Origin of the sequence: Dactylosporangium sp. NPDC051485 (assembly GCF_040682015.1) — a bacterium.
Lineage (GTDB): Bacteria > Actinomycetota > Actinomycetes > Mycobacteriales > Micromonosporaceae > Dactylosporangium.
The window spans coordinates 1-16,850 of sequence record NZ_JBFAZW010000006.1 but is presented as its reverse complement, the minus strand read 5'-3'; the positions used below and the strand labels follow the sequence as shown (position 1 = coordinate 16,850).

Genomic DNA, 16,850 nt, shown 5'->3' with positions numbered 1-16,850 from the left:
GACGATCGTTTGAGCGGCGTGCTGAGGTCGCCCGGATGCGTGGTGGGCGCATGTTCTTGCACCGGTCCCGACGGGTGATGCCGTCGGGCCGGCCGGGCCTGGCTGGTGGAGCGGCGCCGTTCTCCGCCACCCGCGCCTCCGCCGTCGTCGGAACCCCATCCGGCGTCGTCGTCATGTCACATCCGCCGCTGCACCGACCGCAACGCCAGAATCACGCCCGTGGGGTCGTTGGGCTACGGCCGGGTCACCGCCTGGGCAGCGATCCTGGCCGTTCCCGATGATCTGCTGTGGATCCGTCGTCTGGCCACCGCCGCTGCCACAACCCTGGCCGCGAGCAGCCCCGCAGTGGACTGGCAGCGCCTCGCTGCCAGGCGAGGGCTGCTTTCCGCGTGGCACCGAAACGGCGACGCAGACCTGGTCACCGAGGCGTCCGAGCCGGTTGTGTCCCGCGGCGACGCGAACCTGCTCAACTGGCTCCTGACCGATCAGGGGGCAGGCTGCGTCGACTTCGAGTACGCCGGCTACAGCTGCATCACCGACGTCGACCCCAACGGCGGCCTGCACTGGGACTCCGACAAGGCCGCCGACGTGGCGGGCGCCGTCGGGGCCGGGGTCGTCACCGCCGGCGTGATCATCGCCTGCATCATCGTGTGCCTCTTCAACCCGAGTTTCGCCTAGTAGAGTTCGGACGGTCCGCGGGGAACACCACCTCGCGGACCGTCCGGTGAGGAGCGGCATGAGCGCGGACGACGCCCAGGCACCGGCGTGGATCTTCGGCGAGGTGCCGGAGCCCGACGAGGTGGCGATCGCCCTCTACCTCGACGCCGCCGACCCGGTGGAGCCGATCGCGCCGGTCCTGCAGCGCTGGTACGACCTCATCGCCGAACTGGTGGTCCCCGCCTTCACACCCCCGGGCGCGACCCTGAAGCCGAAGCTGCACGGCCGCGGCCCGGCGGTCCGCGCCAAGCACTGGGCCGACGGCCTGAACGACCGCCTCTGGTGGTGGTCGGCCGTCTGGTCGTATGAGATCCCCGAGCCGTACCAGCCCTACGAGCTGCAGTGCCGCGTGCAGCGACTGCGCTCGCCCCGCCACGTGAAGCTGCGCCTCTTCGTCTCCTCGCCCGCCGGCACCCGGGGCGCCGTGCTGCCCGCCGCCCTGGAACTGCTGCACCGCTTCGGCGACGCCGCCGACCCGTCCTACGGCGAGCTGACCGTCCGCGACCACGCGCCGGACAGCCACACCAAGCTCGACAACGTGCTGCGCCGGCTGGACACCGACTCCGCCGACGCGGCCCGCACCCACCTGCGCGGCTACGAATGGGTGACGGTCGTCCCCGCCGAGCTCGCCGCCGGGCTGGGGGGCGCCGCGGGGCTGCTCGCGACGGGCGCCTTCTTCGAGGCCATCGGCCTGGCCACGGGAGGAGTACTGCTCCGCGCCACCGAACACCCCGAGGAGTACACGCCGGAGCACGCGGAACGGGTGTTCACGGCGCTGACCCCGGTGCTCGCCCGAAGCTGACGGTGACGGGCACTTCGGTGCGGTACCACTGGGAACTCAGGCTTCGGGCCCGGCCCGGCCGCCCCAGCAAGCTGCTGGTCGACCCGAACGGCTGTGGTCGGTCTGCAGGTGCGGGCTCCCGTCGGACCGCGACCACGCCGCCGCGGAACGCATCCTGGCACGCGGCCTGCTCGGACAGGCCCACGCATTCCGGGACCGTAAAACCGGCCGTATCCGCACGGTGAAAACCGTGGACAGGCCCGTCCGACGGCTCCCGAAGACTCGCCGCAGCACACCCGCGGCTTCTGGTAACACCACACCCCTCGCGCCCACCCGACGTGAGGTCCCCGCCCCAGTACGGCCCTCATCACGGCCGGCTGGTCAGCGTCCGGCGGGGCGGCCACTCCAGACCCCCAGCACCATCAGGGGCCAGATGCCGGCGGCGCATGCCACAACGGGAACACGAGCCGGCCGCATCCGCGACCGGCGGCTGAGTCGAGGATTCCACCAGCACGTGACAGCAACGCCGTCACGTGCTCGGCCAGCACCCCGACATAGCCTTTCGTAGATTCTCAGAGACGCTGAGTGCGATACCTCGGCCGATGCCGCGCGAGGCCCCGGTGATGAGCGCGGTTCTCATGAGTGCCCGCCCAGCAGGTCCAGGCCGGCGGCGAGGTATGGCCCCACCGCCGCGCCGGCGGTGTCGAACCCCGGCCCGCTCGCGGCACCGGCCCGATGGCGATGGTCGATGCCGGCCGCGATCACCGCGATCTTGAAGTTGGCCAGCGCCAGGTGGAAATCCCAGGAGGTGAGCGGGACCCCGCCGGCTGCCGCATAGGCCGCCGCCAGGCCGTCATCGCCGGGAAGCCGTGGGCTCGTCCACGCGCCCGGGCTGCCGACGATGAGGTCGAAGGCCGGGTGCCGGTACGCGCACATCGTGGCGACGTCGGCCACCGGGTCGCCGATGGTGGACAGCTCCCAGTCGACGACCGCTGCGACCGCGGGCGCATCGTCGAGGACGAGCAGAGTGTTGTCGATGCGAAAGTCGCCGTGCACGATGCCGGTCGCCTGCTGCGGCGGGACGCCGCGGGCGAGCCGGCGGCTCAGCTCCTCGGCGTCCCGGCGCGTGGCCGGGTCATCGCCGGCGACGAGCTCCCATTGCCGTGACCAGCGGCGGATCTGCCGTTCGGCGTAGGAGCCGGAACGACCCAGTCCCGCCAGACCCACGGCGTCGTGGTCGACGCGGTGGAGCGCGGCCAGCACCGCGACGAGCCGGTCGACGACCGCGGCGAGCGTCGCGTCGTCCAGGGTGTCGAGGTCGGATCGTGACTGGATGGTCCGGCCCTCGACGTACTCCGCCACGGCGAACGGGCAGCCGATCACGGACAGGTCCTCGCACAACGCGGTGGCGGGCGGCACGGGCACGTCGGAGCCTGCCAATGCCGCGATGATCCGGTACTCCCGCGCCACGTCGTGCGCCGAAGGGGTACGGCCCGCGCGGGGAGGCATGCGCAGGACCCATCGGCGCACGCCGTCGTCCAGCCGGACGGTGAGGTTCGAGCGGCCGGCGGCGATCCGCGTCGACGTGAGCGGACCGGCCTGCGCCACGCCCTGCGCGGTGAGGAAGCCGGTGACCGCCGCGAGCTCCGTCGCGGTGAGGCCGGTCACCGGTCCCGCCCCGCGATGGTCCGGACCGCACGCTTCGCGATCGACCACCGGTGCACCTCGGACGGCCCGTCGTAGATGCGGAACGGCCGGATTTCCCGCGCGATCTTCGCGATCGGCAGGTCCCGGGAGTAGCCCGCGGCCTCGAAGACGGGCGCCCGCTGCACCATCGACAGGCCCAGGCCTCCGCAGTCGACCGGCCCGTGCGGCGACAGCAGGCCGGCCTCCCTGGCCGCCGCCTGGCGCCGCAGCCGCAGTTCGTCGCCTCCCGCGGCCTCCACGTCGCCGTCGTGTTCGTCGTCGATCGGCAGCACTGTCTCGCGGATGAACTCGCTCGTCGCCGTCACCAACGCATCGACGTCACGCACGCCACACCACCTTGAGTCGTACCGACCGATCGCTCGCTCGGTCAGCGTGCCGCCCGGCGTCGCATGAGGTCAACAGGAAATGCGTCACAGCGCTGGCAGCACTGGTGCGAGGCAGCCGCACGGTTGGCTCGCGTCATAGATGAGCGCGCTCCAGCCTCCTGTACGGCTGCGATCGGCCGGTGTGGGTGTACTGGTCGTCGACTAGAACGTCGAACGACTCCTGGCCATTGCCGACCGCGCGTTCCTGATGGAGGACGGCCGACTGGTCCTCGGCGGCCCGGTCGGATCGCTTTCGCTTACCGACATCGTTGACAACATTGTTCGCGGAGCCGTACCCCGGCCCCGCCAGACAGGAGGCCTGATGCCCGACCCCACAGTGCAGATCAGCCAGGGTGAACTCGTCGGTACCATCGAGCAGACCCCGAACGGACCGGTCCACCGATTCGCCGGGATCCCGTTTGCGGCAAGCCCGACGCGTTTCGCCGCGCCGCAGCCCGGGCCGTCGTGGGACGGCCCGCGCTCGGCAGCCGAATTCGGCCCATCGCCCGTCCAAACCCTCGAGGGCCCGTTCTCCGGGACCGTGCCGGGCATGACACCCGACCGGGTCAGCGAGGACTGTCTCACGTTGAACGTGTGGCGCCCGGCGAACGGTGGCGACAACTTGCCCGTCCTGCTCTGGATCTACGGCGGTGCCTTTACGATCGGATCGGGTTCGCTTGAGAGCTACGACGGCGCCCGCTTCGCCGCCGAGCAGAACGTCGTGATCGTCACCGTCAACTACCGGATCGGCGCATTCGGCTTCCTCGACCTGCGCGACTACGGTGGCGACGAGATCGGCGCCGTGACCAATGCCGGGCTGCGCGACCAGCTGTTCGCGGCCCAATGGGTCAAGGAGAATATCGCCGCGTTCGGCGGCGACTCGTCCCGCATAACGGTCTTCGGCGAATCGGCCGGCGCCGGCTCGATCATCCACCTGATCTCGGCGCCGGGCGCGAAGGATGCGATCGCACGCGCGATCCCGCAGAGCCCGGGCGTCGACTTCACCCAGACCCCCGAGGTCGCCGGCATCATCGCCGGCCGGTTGCTGGCCGAAATCGGCGTGCGCACCGCCAGTGAACTGGTCGAGGTACCGGCCGACCGGCTCCTCGCGGCGCAGGAGGCGGTCATGATGAACTCGATGGCCGAGTACGGGGCGATGATCTTCCACCCCGTCATCGACGACGATGTGGTGTTCACGACCCCGTCGATCGCGCTCGCCCGCGGCGATGCCGCCGGCATCGATCTGCTGATCGGCTCGACGGCAGACGAGATGCGTCTCTACCCCGACCCCCGAGCCAACGCACTCGGCCGGGACGGGCTCATCGACTGGACGACGCAGTACCTGACCAACCGGATGGGTGGCAAGACGCCGCCGCCGGACCGGTCGGCGGCACTGGTCGACAACTACGCCAAGCTCGGCGAGGGCACGAACCGCAGTGCCGGCGCCGACCAGTGGGCGGCCCTCACCACCGACGGCGGCATGCGGCTGCCGGCACTGCGGTTGGCCGACTCGCACTCGGCGCACAACCCACGTACCTATGCCTACGCGTTCACCTGGCAGTCGCAGAATCCGAACGCCGACCTGGGTGCCTTCCACTCCATCGATATCCCGTTCACCTTCGACACCTTCGACCGGGCCGGCTGGGGCGAGTTCGTGGGCATCGACGACGCGGGGCGCGCCGTCGGGCACGCCCTGCGGTCGGCGTGGGCGGCCTTCGCCGCGACCGGTGATCCGACGTCGGCGGTCTACGGGCCATGGCCCGCGTACGAAACCGGCCACCGGACGATGAAGATCCTCGGCACACCGCTGGAAATCGTCGACGATCCGCTCGGGACCCTTCGCGACTGGTGGGACGGGCTATGGGACGAGACCGCCCGGCCGCCCGGCTTCCCGGTCTGACGCATTGGTCGTGGGCCGTCGCTGATCGGTTCGTTCTTGGTAGTGGCTGGCGTTCGCTCGTGCTTGTCGGTGGCGGGCGCCAGCCGGACCAGTTCGCTGCGGGCGATGGAGCGTGACGGCATCGTCAGCGCCGATCTTCAGTCCGACGTCCCCGGCCTGCGCCGGCCGTACCTGCGGACGGCACGTCGGGCGAGCGACATGCGGTGGACCTCCGAGGGGCCGTCGTAGATCCGGAACGGCCTGATCTCGCGGGCGATACGGGCGATCGGCAGGTCGGCGGAGACGCCGGCGCCGCCACACATCTGCACCGCGCGATCCGCGACACGGTGCAGGGCCTCGGCCCCGAAGACCTTGGCCAGCGACGTCTCCTCGCGCCCCGCACCGCCGGCGTCGAGGACCCGGCAGGCGGTGAGCAGCAGGGAGCGGGTGGCGGCGAGGTCGAGCTCGTTGTCGGCGATCATGAGCTCGACCATGCCGTGCCGGGCCAACGGGCCGCCGAAGGCGGAGCGCTCGCTGACGTACGCGACCGCCGATTCGTGGGCGCGCTGCGCCGCACCGAGCCAGCGCATCACATGCGTCAGGCGCGCCGGGCCGAGCCGGACCTGGGCGTAGCGGAACCCTTCGTCCACCGTGCCGAGCACGTCCTGCGGGTCGACCCGGACGTCGGTCAACTCGAGCTCGCAGTGCCCGCCGAGCATCGATTTGTCCATTGTTGTGACATGCCGCGTGATGCGGATCCCGTCGCGTCCCGCTGGTACGAGGAACATCGTGGCGCCGCCGGCGGAGTCTGGTTCGCCGCTGGTCCTGGCCATGACGATGGAGAAGCCAGCCCCGTCGGCCCCGGTGATGAACTTCTTCCGGCCGTTGATCACCCACCCGTCGCCGTCCCGCCGGGCGAGCGTCCGTAGCGCGTTCGGGTCCGATCCGGCGCCGGGCGGTGGCTCGGTCATCGCGAACGCTGAGCGCTGCTCGCCGCGGGCCAGGGGCGCGAGGTAGCGCTCACGTTGTGCCCCGGCCGCGACGCGGTCGAGCAGGTGGAGGTTGCCTTCGTCGGGAGCGTTGATGTTCAGGGCCATCGGGCCGAACAGCGACCGCCCGGCCGCCTCGAAGACCGGCGCGCACTGCTGCATCCCCAGACCGAGGCCGCCGAACTCCCGTGGCGCGTGCGGTGCGAAGACGCCTTCGGCGCGCGCCCGTCGCTGCAGGTCGACGCGGAGTTGCTCGCCGCCGGCGGCGGCGACGTCCCCGTCGAACTCGTCCTCGACCGGGATCACGTGGGCGTCGATGAAGGCTCGGGTACGCGCGACGAGGTCGTCGGATCCGCTGGTCATGGGCACCTCACTGTCGGTGGTCGTGGACCTCGCGGCGATCTTCGTTACAAGAAAGTTTCGCGAAGGTGTTGCTCGTCACACGGTCCAGGTCCAGACTCTAACGCTACCGAGCGAGCGCTCGGACTGTATCAAGATGCTACGGACGGAAGGGCGCGTCAATGGCGACGGAGACACACCAGGCCATCGCGGCCGGGGTCACGGCGGAGGCCACGTTCGCCGCGTGGCTGGACCGGTTCACGGCGGCACTCCAGGCCGCCGACGTTGCGGGAACTACCGCGCTGTTCGCCGGCGACTGCTGGTGGCGCGACCTGTTGGCGCTCACCTGGGACCTGGGCACCTACCGCGGCCGGGACAAGGTCGCGACGATGCTCGGCGACCACCTCGCGCCGGATGCATTCGCGAATGTCCGGATGACCACCGAGTTCGGTCCGCGGTACCAGGGTGGCGACGACGAGATCGTCGAAGGCTTCATCACCTTCGAGACCCCGCTCGGCTTCGGACGGGGAGCCGTCCGGCTCCTCCGGGAGGACGGCGACTGGGTCGCCTGGACCGTGCTGACCGAACTCGACGACCTGCGCGATCACGAGCGGGCGATCGGCCCGCACCGGTCCAGGGGGCCGCGGCACAACCCCGCCGACAGCGGCGGGCGCAACTGGCTCCAGAAGCGGCAGGAGCATGTGCGCTACGACGGCTCCGACCCGGATGTGGTCGTCATCGGGGCCGGTCAGGGCGGTCTGACCGTCGCCGCAAACCTGGGGCTCATGGGCGTTGACACGCTGATTCTCGAGAAGAGCGAACGGGTGGGCGACGGGTGGCGCAAGCGCTACCACTCGCTGGTCCTGCACGACCCGGTATGGGCCGACCACCTTCCGTATATGCCGTATCCCGACTCGTGGCCGGTCTACTGCCCCAAGGACAAGATCGCCGACTGGTTCGAGTCGTACGCCTCGGCGATGGAGCTCAACGTCTGGACGTCGGCCGAGATGACCTCGAGCGCCTACGACGAGGCGACCGGGCGGTGGACGCTGCGCGTCCGTACGCCCGAGGGGGAGCGGGAGGTGCACCCGCGCGACGTCATCCTCGCGACGGGCGCCGCCGGCGAGCCGAACGTTCCCGCCGTTGCGGGGCGCGATCGGTTCGGGGGCACGAGCTACCACTCGAGCCAGCACGGTTCGGCCCGCAGCTGGGCCGGGAAGAAGGCCGTAGTCGTCGGCGCCTGCAACAGCGGCCACGACATCGCGCAGGATCTCTACGAAGCCGGCGCGGACGTCACACTGGTGCAGCGCTCGTCGACCCACATCATCAGCCAGGAGCACGGCATCCCGGCGATCTTCGGCAGCAACTTCGTCGAGGGCGGCCCTCCGACCAAGTACGCTGACCTGCTGGCCAGCGGCACACCGTGGCCGCTCGTCCTCGAGATGGCCAAGGAAGGCGTCAAGGAGACCGCGAAGAAGGACGCGGAGCTGCTCGCCGCGCTCGACGCGGTCGGCTTCAAGCGCAACGACGGGCCCGACGGCACCGGGCTGATGGGCTACGCGCTGGCGTACGGCGGCGGCTACTACATCAACGTGGGCTGCTCGCAGCTCATCGCCGACGGAAAGATCAAGCTCGCGCAGGGCTCCGGGCTCGCGGAGTTCACGCCCGAGGGCATCCGCCTCGAGGACGGCCGGACCCTGGAGGCCGATCTCGTCGTTCTCGCCACCGGCTACAAGAACATGCGCGAGACGGCCCGCCGGCTCTTCGGCGACGAGGTCGCCGACCGGCTTCCGCTCGTCCTCGGCATCGGCGAGGACGGCGAGATCGGCGGGCTCTACCGGCGCACGGGCCATCCGGCGTTCTGGTACATGGGCGGACCGCTTGCCTGGGTCCGCATCTACTCCAAGCACCTCGCTCTGCAGATCACCGCGAAGCACGCGGGACTCCAGACGTCCTGACGGTGTGACGCCGACGGAGGGTGGCCCGGCACCGTTCGGGCCACCCCGACGCCCAGCGCACCCACCGCCTGGGCCCGATCCACACCCCCGCAAGCCCATTTGCCGCCGTCCGGCGTGGAATGTCCAGCAAAAGGAGTACCCAGTGAAGCGTACCCATGGCGCGATCCTCCGGGCGGTCATCGCCGGAGGAGCATGCGCCAGCATCCTGCTTGTCGCAGCCTGTGGCGGTAAAGACTCCGGCACCGGCAACAGCGGTTCACAATCCAAGCTCGTCTACTTCATGGCACCCAACACCACGCCGACCCGCTACATCCAGCAGGACGGTCCGGCGTTCGAGAAGGCGATCAAGGCGCTGGACCCCAGCGTCGTGGTCAAGTTCGTCAACGCGGGAGGCGACTCCAACCAGCAGCTCGCGCAGGCCAACGCGGCGATCGCCGCCGGCGCCAAGGCGCTGGTCGTCGTCGCCGCCGACCCGAACACCAGCGCCGGCCTGCTGCAGGCCGCCGCGCAGGCGAAGGTCCCGGTCATCGGGTACGAGAACCCGCCCGTCAAGGGAACGCTGTACGGCCAGGTGGTCTTCGACCCGGAGAAGGTCGGCGCCCAGCAGGCCAAGTACTTCGCCGAGCAGGTCGCCGCCGGCAAGCTCGGCGCCAAGCCGGTCAAGGTCGCCCGCCAGTACGGCAACAAGGGCGACGTGTACACGACGCAGATGCTCGCCGGGCAGAACCAGGTCCTCGACCCGCTCATCAAGAGCGGCGACATCACGGTCGTCTGCGAGGACTACATCAAGGACTGGGCGCCGGACAACGCCACCAAGGCCACCGAGCAGTGCCTTACCAAGACGCAGAACAGCGTCGGCGCGTTCCTGGGGTTCTACGACGGCATCACCGCGGGCATCATCGCCGCTCTCAAGGGCAAGAACCTCAAGATTCCCGTGTACGGCGGCCAGAACCCCGAGCTGACCGGCCTGCAGTACATGCTCACCGGCGACCAGCAGGACAACGTGCTCAAGGCGTTCAAGGTCGAGGCGGAGGCGGCGGCGAAGATCACGATCGCGGCGATCGGTGGCCAGCAGCCCCCGGCCGACCTCGTCAAGGACACCATCGACAACGGTGCGATGAAGGTACCCACGGCCAAGCTTGACGCGACGCTCATCCACCTCGAAGAGGGCAAGGATCCCGGTGACGCGGTGCAGCAGGCCGTCGACCTCGGCATGTTCACCTGGCAGCAGATCTGCACGGGCCCGGCCGCGGAGACCGCGACCTGCAAGACGAAGAACAAGTAGCCCAATCCCATCGGCAGGGTGCGGTCGGCAGCCGCCGGCCGCCCCGCGGAGGAAACCATGACCGTGGACAGCGAACCGCAGCTCTCCGATCCGTCGCCCGGCGGGTCGTCGCGTGGGACTTCCTTGCTCGAGCTCACGAAGGTCTCGAAGCACTTCGGTGGCGTACGTGCCCTGAACGAGGTCGACATGTCGGTGTACGGCGGCGAGGTCGTCGCTCTCGTCGGCGACAACGGCGCCGGAAAGTCCACATTGGTCAAAATCGTGTCCGGAGTGGAGTCTCCGGACACGGGTGAGATCCGGGTGCGCGGCGAGACCGCGCGCCTGGAGTCGCCGAGGGCCGCGGCGGAGGCCGGGATCCGTACGGTGTTCCAGGACCTGTCGTTGTGCGACAACCTCGACGCCGTTCAGAACCTCTTCCTGGGGCAGGAGCGCTACGGCCCGGTGTGGTCCGGGCGGCGGGTCCGTCGCCACCTCATGGAGGAGCAGGCCCAACGTGTACTCGCGTCGCTGTCGGTCAAGCTCCGCTCGCTCACGACCCCGGTCGTCGCGCTCTCGGGCGGCCAGCGTCAGGGCATCGCGATCTGCCGCGCGCTCATCAGCGACCCCGCCGTGGTGATCCTCGACGAGCCGACCGCGGCCCTCGGCGTCTCACAACGCGGTGAGGTGCTCGACCTGATCCACCGCCTTCGCGACCAGGGGCGGGGCGTGGTCGTGATCTCACACGACATGAAGGACGTGCGGCAGGTCGCCGACCGGGTCGTGGTCCTGCGGCTCGGCTCCAAGGTCGCCGAGTTCCGGCGCGGCGCCTACACACCGTCCGACCTGGTCAGCGCGATGACCGGCGCGGACGAGTCGACGAACGATTGAGGAACGGAAGACCTGTGACCATCTCGACATCCTCCGCGGTCGGCTCGCCGGCGGGACGCCGTACCTCGGTCAGCCGGGCGATCGAGTCGGCGGCCCGCGCGCACCGCAGCATCCCGGTGCTCGTCGTCCTGGCGATCATCTGGGCCGTCTTCTACAGCCAGAATTCGGCGTACCTCAGCTTCCAGAACCTCACCAACCTCACCTTGCAGATCGTGACGACCGCGATTCTCGCCCTCGGCGTGGTCTGCGTCCTGCTCGTCGGCGAGATCGACCTGTCGTCCGCCGTGCTGTCCGGGGTCTGCGCCGCGGTGGCCGCCGGGGTGACCGTCAACAGCGGCCTGCCGCTGCCGGTCGGCATCGCGGCCGGGGTGCTCGCCGGCATGGCCGTCACGTTCGTCGAGGCCCAGGTGATCATGTTCGGCATACCGTCGCTCATCGTGACCCTGGGTGGGATGGTCATCCTCCAGGGACTCATCCTCGTCGTGCTGCCGCCCGAGTTCACGATCAGCGTCGCGGGCACGCCGTTCGCCAAGATCGCGAGTTCGGCGATACCGGCGGGTGCGAGCTACGCGCTGGCCGCGGCCGGGACGGTGGCGTTCACGGCGTACCGGCTGTTCCAGCACCGGGAGCGGCGGTCCACGGGTGCGTCGACCTCGGTGGCCGCGGTCGTCCTGCCCTGCGTGATCGTCGCCGCCGTCCTCTTCGGCGGGGTCTTCACGCTGACGCAACAGCGGGGGCTGCCGATGCCGCTGCTGATCCTCACGGCGATGCTGCTGATCGCGTGGTACGCCACGACACAGACCCGCTACGGCATCCACCTCTACGCGGTGGGTGGCGACCGCGAGGCCGCCCAGCGTGCCGGCATCCCGGTCCGTCGCATGGTGCTCTACTCGTTCCTCGTGCTCGGGGCGTGCGCGGCGATCGCCGGCATGGTCGACGCGTCCCGCCAGCTGGGCGTATCGGTGTCCTCCGGTTCCGGTCCGCTGATGTTGAACGCGATTGCGGCGGCCGTCGTGGGCGGCACCAGCCTCTTCGGCGGGCGCGGATCGATATGGTCGGCACTGCTCGGCGCTCTGGTCATCGGGTCGATCAACAACGGCGTCCAGCTGCTGGGTCTCTCGACGGAGGTGCAGTACTTCGCGACCGGGTCCGTCCTCATCGTCGCCGTCGCCATCGACGTGGTCCTCACCCGCGGATCGCTCCTGCCCAGGCGGCCCTGAGCAGCGTTGCGCCGGCCCGCGACGCACTGATCACGAAGGAAGGTCGACGATGACTGCCATCGAACCGAGCTGGCTGCCGGACCCGGCACGGGTCCGGGAAAGCCGGATTGTGCGATTCGCGACGTGGCTCGACACGCAGCGCCGAGCGAGGCTCGACGACGTGACCGACTACCGCGCGCTGCACGCCTGGTCGGCTGCCCATCCCGGGGAGTTCTGGGCGGCGGTCGCCGACTTCTTCGACGTCGACTGGTCCACCCCGCCGCGTAGCGCGCTCGCCGAACGCCGGATGCCCGGCGCCGTCTGGTTCCCTTGCGGCACGCTCAACTTCGGGCAGCATCTGCTGCGCGCCGGCCACGACGACCAGGAATCCGTGATCCTGGTCGCGGAGACCGGCGAGCGGTCGTCGATCACGTACGCCGAGCTGCGCGCGCAGGCCGCCGCCGTGGCCGGCCGCCTGCGCGCCCTCGGTGTCGAACCGGGCGACCGCGTCGCCGCGTACCTGCCGAACTGCGTCGAAGGGGTCGTCGCGTTCGTGGCGACCGCGATGGTCGGCGCGGTGTGGGCGCAGACGGGCCTCGACTACGCGGCGCCCTCGGCCGCGGACCGGATGGCGCAGTTGTCGCCCCGGGTGCTCATCGCCGGCTCGGGCTACCGGTTCGGCGGGAAGGTGCACGACCGCCGCGGTGACGTGCGCGACCTGCGCGACCTGCTTCCCGGGCTGCGGCACACGATCACCGTCGAGACCGGCGGGGTCGCCAACCCCGCCATCGGTCCTGACACGAGCACCTGGGCGGACGCGCTCGCGGCCGAACCCGATCCGATCGGTGTGGCCGTGGGGTTCGACCACCCGCTCTGGGTCCTGTTCACGTCGGGTACGACCGGCAAACCCAAGGGAATCGTGCACGGGCACGGGGGAGTGCTGCTGGAGCAGCTGGTGTCGCCGGGCCTGCACATGGACCTGCACGGCCGCGACGTGTTCTTCTGGTTCACCACGCCCAACTGGATGATGTGGAACGCCCAGGTCTGCGGGCTGCTCCACGGCGCGACCATCGTGCTGTACGATGGGCGGCCGACATCGCCCGGGCCCGATGCGTTGTGGCGGCTGGTCGCCGATCTCGGCGTCACCGTGTTCGGCACGAGCCCGGGCTATCTCGAAGCATCCGAGCGGGCGGGCCTCGAGCCGGGGAGGAACCTCGACCTCTCGGCGCTGCGGCTCGTCGGCGTGACGGGATCAGTGCTGCCCGGCACCGCCAACAAGTGGTTCCGTGACCATGTCAGCGCGAACGTTCAGCTCGCATCGATGAGTGGAGGCACGGACATCGTCGGGATCTTCGTCGCCGGCGCACCCACGACCCCGGTGTACGACGGTGAGATCAGCGCCCCCGCACTCGGCGCGGCGGTCCAGGTCTGGAACGCTGAGGGCGAGGAGGTCCCGGCCGGCACACCGGGAGAGATGGTGATCACCGAGCCGATGCCGTCGATGCCGCTGCGCTTCTGGGACGACCCAGACGGCCAGATACTGCGGGACACGTACTTCGACATGTTCCCCGGCGTGTGGCGCCACGGCGACCTTACCGTGATCACGGAGCGTGGCACCGTCGTGATCCTCGGGCGTTCGGACGCGACGATCAACAGACACGGGGTACGGCTGGGCTCGGCGGAGATCTACGAGGCCCTCAGCGGCATGCCGCAGGTCGAGGACGCTCTCGTCGTGGGCGTCGAGGAGCCGGACGGCGGATACTGGCTGCCGCTCTTCGTCGTGCCGAACGGCGATCAGGACCCGGCCGACCTCGTCAGCCGGATCCGCCGGCGCATCGCCGAACGAGCCTCGCCCCGGCACGTGCCCGACGAGGTGATCCTGCTGGCACAACTGCCGCACACGAAGACCGGCAAGCGCCTGGAGGTCCCGGTCAAACGCATCCTGCAAGGCGCTGACGCGGACCGTGTGGTCAACCGCGGTGCCGTCGACAACCCGGAGGCTCTCGACATGCTCATCAGCTCCGCACGGTCAAGGCGGGCGAAGTGACGACCGAGCCGATGCCTGCCGACTCCAACTGGCGCGAGTACGGGCCCTTCGAGTTCCCGCGCATTCTCGACGCCGCCCTGGAGGCGTTCCACGAACACGGCTACCACGGCACGACGACGCGTGACCTGGCGCGCCGGTCCGGCCTGTCCGTGCCTGGCGTCTACCACTACTACCCGTCCAAACAGGACATCCTCATCGACCTCATGATGGTCATCATCGACGAGCTGCTGACCCGCAGCCGCCAGGCGCTGCAGACCGCGTCCCGCGACGCCCGCTCGCAGTTCGACGCGCTGGTCGAGTCGATGCTGCGGTTCCACATGTACCGGCGGACGGGCGCCATGGTGTCGACGGCCGAGCTGCGCAGCCTCGAGCCGGGCAACCGGGAGCGTTACGTCGCCAAACGGGACGAGCAGCAACGCATGCTCGACCGGGTGATCCTCGAAGGTGTGCGCAACGGCGGCTTCTCGACGCCCTATCCGGAGCATGCGAGCCGGGCGATCGCCTCGCTGTGCGTTGGCGTCGCGTCGTGGTACCGGCCGGACGGCACCCTGCCGGTCGAAGCGTTCCTCGACCGCTACCTGGCGATCGCGCGGTCGATCGCCGGGATCGGCGAAGGAACCTCCGGCGAGGCGGCCTCGATGACGACCACCACCGAACCCTTGGTCGTACGGTCAACGGCGACCCACCATGAGCCGGCGCGGTCCGCGATCGTCACCGGCGCGTCCCGCGGCATTGGACGCGGCATCGCGCTCGCGCTCGCCGCGCGTGGATGGCGGCTGACCCTCGTGGCTCGCGATCCGAACCGCCTGGCCGCCGCGGCGGCCGAGGCCGAGGCGGCCGGAGCGTCGCATGTGGACTATGTCGACGTCGACCTCGCCACACCGGACGCGCCCGCAGCGGTCATCGCCGCGCACGCCGCGCGGCACGACTGCCTGGACGCCCTCGTGCTCGCGGCAGGCGTCGGCTCGGCCGCGCCGCTGGACGGATATCCGGTGTCGCGGTACGACAAGCAGTTCGCGCTGAACGCACGCGCCCCCTTCCTCATGATCAGCCAAGCGCTGCCGCTGCTGCGTGCCGCCGCGCAGCGGCGCCCGTCCAGCGGAGCGAGGGTCATCGCCATGGCGTCGATCGGCGGGGTGTACGCCGAACCGTCCCTCACCGTCTACGGGGCCGCGAAGGCGGCCCTGTTGGCCCTGTGCCGTGGGCTCAACGCCGAGGAGTCGGCCAGTGGCGTCATCGCGACGGCGATCGCGCCCGGGTACGTCGACACCGACATGAGCGCGTGGGTGCACGATGCGGTGCCGCCCGAGTCGATGATCCCGGTGGACGACGTCGTCGCCGCGGTGACCGCGCTGCTCGACATGTCGCCGCGTAGTGCGATCAACGAGATCGTGATCAGTCGAGCTGGGACCACGGGATACCAGGCATGAGTCCCGACCCGTCCGTCCTCGACGTCCGCAGTGTGCGCAGGTTCCTCGAGAGCCAGGGCGTCCAGGCGACCGGACCGCTGAGCAGCGAGCTGGTCACCGGCGGAAAGTCCAACCTCACGTACGTCGTCACCGACGGCACGCACCGCTGGGTCGTCCGGCGGCCACCGATGTCCGGTCTCACCCAGTCGGCGCACGACGTCGCGCGGGAATGGCGGGTCATCCAGGCCCTTCAGTACAGCGCCGTACCGGTGCCTCCGGCGGTCGCCCTGTGCGAGGACCCGGCGGTCATCGGCGCGCCGTTCGCGGTCACGGGCTTCGTGGCGGGCCAAGTCGTGCGCACCCGCGCGCAGCTCGACGCCTACACGTCCCGCGAGCTCGAGTCCTGCGTCACGGAGCTCGTACGGGTCCTGGCGGACCTGCACTCCGTCGACGTCGCCGAGGTCGGCCTCGACGGCATGGGCAGGCCGGACGGCTTCCTGGGCCGCCAGGTCCGCCTGTGGTGGCGACAGTGGAACGAGGTCAAGAGCCAGGACCTCGCCGACGCGACGCGCCTCCACGCACACCTGCTCGCCGCGCTGCCGAGCGGGTCGGCGCACATCGGCGTGGTCCACGGGGACTACCGGATCGACAACACGCTGGTGGACGGCTCGGACCTCACCAAGGTGCTCGCGGTGGTCGACTGGGAACTCGCCACCGTCGGCGACGTCCAGACGGACATCGCGCTCATGTGCGTCTACCGTCAACCGCAGCTCGATTCGATCCTCGGGTTTGACGCGGCGTGGGCGAGCCACCGGCTGCCGGATGGTGACGCGATCGCCGAGGCGTACGCCCGCCAGCGCGGTGTCGACCTGGACCACTGGCCGTTCTACCTGGCCCTTGCCAACTTCAAGCTTGCCGTCATCGCCCAGGGGATCAGCTACCGTGCGCGGCGGGGCGCAGCGGCCGATACGACCTCGGCGTCGGCCGAGCAGGCCGTTCCCGCGCTGCTGGCTGCCGGCCTCCGGGAACTGCCGACGTCATAGGCGCGTGGAAGATCGGGTCGGCCAGTGCGGCGTGGACATCGGCGTGCCCCACACCACGGAACGCATTGATCCGGACGAACAGCCCCATGACCGCAATCTAGCGACCCAGCCGCGTCCACGCGTCCCATTAACCCAGCCCGCCCCGGCCCCGTTGACCAGTAGCACTGTTCTCGGCTACTTATAGAATTTGATCTACGACCTCAACCCGGCCAGGTTGGGTCGAGGTGGCCGACGGGATCGCTCTCATCATCGGCTGTCCACGGCA

Annotated in this window: 13 protein-coding genes; 10 read left to right on the top strand and 3 right to left on the bottom strand. The window is 70.2% G+C overall.

Annotation, left to right across the window (positions count from 1 at the left end; translation table 11 throughout):
* Positions 1-219: 219 nt before the first annotated feature.
* Positions 220-678 carry a hypothetical protein gene (locus AB0M46_RS04695; RefSeq protein ID WP_363332932.1) on the top strand — a complete coding sequence of 153 codons (459 nt, stop codon included), beginning with the start codon at positions 220-222 and terminating at the stop codon, positions 676-678.
* Between the two features lie 58 nt (positions 679-736).
* Positions 737-1,519 carry a hypothetical protein gene (locus AB0M46_RS04690; RefSeq protein WP_363332931.1) on the top strand — a complete coding sequence of 261 codons (783 nt, stop codon included), beginning with the start codon at positions 737-739 and terminating at the stop codon, positions 1,517-1,519.
* A gap of 615 nt (positions 1,520-2,134) precedes the next feature.
* Here AB0M46_RS04690 and AB0M46_RS04685 read toward each other — a convergent pair.
* Together AB0M46_RS04685 and AB0M46_RS04680 are read right to left on the bottom strand one after the other, a co-directional pair.
* Positions 2,135-3,166, bottom strand: a complete 1,032-nt coding sequence (locus AB0M46_RS04685; protein WP_363332930.1) for a phosphotransferase family protein — start codon at positions 3,164-3,166, stop codon at positions 2,135-2,137.
* A complete protein-coding gene (locus AB0M46_RS04680) occupies positions 3,163-3,531 on the bottom strand; it encodes an acyl-CoA dehydrogenase family protein (RefSeq protein ID WP_363332929.1) in 369 nt (122 codons plus the stop codon). The genes AB0M46_RS04685 and AB0M46_RS04680 overlap by 4 nt, the downstream gene beginning before the upstream one ends.
* 361 nt (positions 3,532-3,892) lie before the next feature.
* Here AB0M46_RS04680 and AB0M46_RS04675 point away from each other — a divergent pair, with 361 nt between their 5' ends.
* Complete coding sequence (locus tag AB0M46_RS04675; RefSeq protein WP_363332928.1) at positions 3,893-5,470, top strand: carboxylesterase family protein; 1,578 nt, start codon at positions 3,893-3,895, stop codon at positions 5,468-5,470.
* 137 nt (positions 5,471-5,607) lie between these two features.
* Here the strand turns inward: AB0M46_RS04675 and AB0M46_RS04670 are convergent, their stop codons facing one another.
* Positions 5,608-6,801, bottom strand: a complete 1,194-nt coding sequence (locus tag AB0M46_RS04670; RefSeq protein WP_363332927.1) for an acyl-CoA dehydrogenase family protein — start codon at positions 6,799-6,801, stop codon at positions 5,608-5,610.
* 158 nt (positions 6,802-6,959) lie between these two features.
* Between AB0M46_RS04670 and AB0M46_RS04665 the strand changes: the two genes are divergently transcribed.
* The 7 genes from AB0M46_RS04665 to AB0M46_RS04635 all read left to right on the top strand — a co-directional run bounded on the left by AB0M46_RS04665 (position 6,960) and on the right by AB0M46_RS04635 (position 16,585).
* The gene (locus AB0M46_RS04665; protein WP_363332926.1) at positions 6,960-8,735 is read left to right on the top strand and encodes an NAD(P)-binding domain-containing protein; all 1,776 of its coding nucleotides are present in this window, start codon (positions 6,960-6,962) and stop codon (positions 8,733-8,735) included.
* Between the two features lie 142 nt (positions 8,736-8,877).
* Positions 8,878-10,020: a substrate-binding domain-containing protein gene (locus tag AB0M46_RS04660; protein WP_363332925.1), complete on the top strand. Its 1,143-nt coding sequence runs from the start codon at positions 8,878-8,880 to the stop codon at positions 10,018-10,020.
* A 57-nt stretch (positions 10,021-10,077) separates the two neighbouring features.
* Entirely contained in the window at positions 10,078-10,887 is an 810-nt protein-coding gene (locus AB0M46_RS04655; protein ID WP_363332924.1) for an ATP-binding cassette domain-containing protein, read from the top strand.
* 14 nt (positions 10,888-10,901) lie between these two features.
* The gene (locus AB0M46_RS04650; RefSeq protein WP_363332923.1) at positions 10,902-12,107 is read left to right on the top strand and encodes a hypothetical protein; all 1,206 of its coding nucleotides are present in this window, start codon (positions 10,902-10,904) and stop codon (positions 12,105-12,107) included.
* 49 nt (positions 12,108-12,156) lie between these two features.
* A complete protein-coding gene (locus tag AB0M46_RS04645) occupies positions 12,157-14,133 on the top strand; it encodes an acetoacetate--CoA ligase (RefSeq protein ID WP_363332922.1) in 1,977 nt (658 codons plus the stop codon).
* A complete protein-coding gene (locus AB0M46_RS04640; RefSeq protein WP_363332921.1) occupies positions 14,130-15,563 on the top strand; it encodes an SDR family NAD(P)-dependent oxidoreductase in 1,434 nt (477 codons plus the stop codon). Before AB0M46_RS04645 ends, AB0M46_RS04640 begins: the two co-directional genes overlap by 4 nt.
* On the top strand, positions 15,560-16,585 hold the full coding sequence (locus AB0M46_RS04635) for a phosphotransferase family protein (RefSeq protein ID WP_363332920.1): 1,026 nt from the start codon (positions 15,560-15,562) through the stop codon (positions 16,583-16,585). The genes AB0M46_RS04640 and AB0M46_RS04635 overlap by 4 nt, the downstream gene beginning before the upstream one ends.
* Positions 16,586-16,850 lie beyond the last annotated feature (265 nt).

Bases quoted from the DNA above. Each gene is read 5' to 3' on its own strand.
- AB0M46_RS04645 (WP_363332922.1), top strand. From the start codon at position 12,157: ATGACTGCCATCGAACCGAGCTGGCTGCCGGACCCGGCACGGGTCCGG.
- AB0M46_RS04655 (WP_363332924.1), top strand. From the start codon at position 10,078: ATGACCGTGGACAGCGAACCGCAGCTCTCCGATCCGTCGCCCGGCGGG.
- AB0M46_RS04670 (WP_363332927.1), bottom strand. From the start codon at position 6,801: ATGACCAGCGGATCCGACGACCTCGTCGCGCGTACCCGAGCCTTCATC.
- AB0M46_RS04665 (WP_363332926.1), top strand. From the start codon at position 6,960: ATGGCGACGGAGACACACCAGGCCATCGCGGCCGGGGTCACGGCGGAG.
- AB0M46_RS04690 (WP_363332931.1), top strand. From the start codon at position 737: ATGAGCGCGGACGACGCCCAGGCACCGGCGTGGATCTTCGGCGAGGTG.
- AB0M46_RS04675 (WP_363332928.1), top strand. From the start codon at position 3,893: ATGCCCGACCCCACAGTGCAGATCAGCCAGGGTGAACTCGTCGGTACC.
- AB0M46_RS04635 (WP_363332920.1), top strand. From the start codon at position 15,560: ATGAGTCCCGACCCGTCCGTCCTCGACGTCCGCAGTGTGCGCAGGTTC.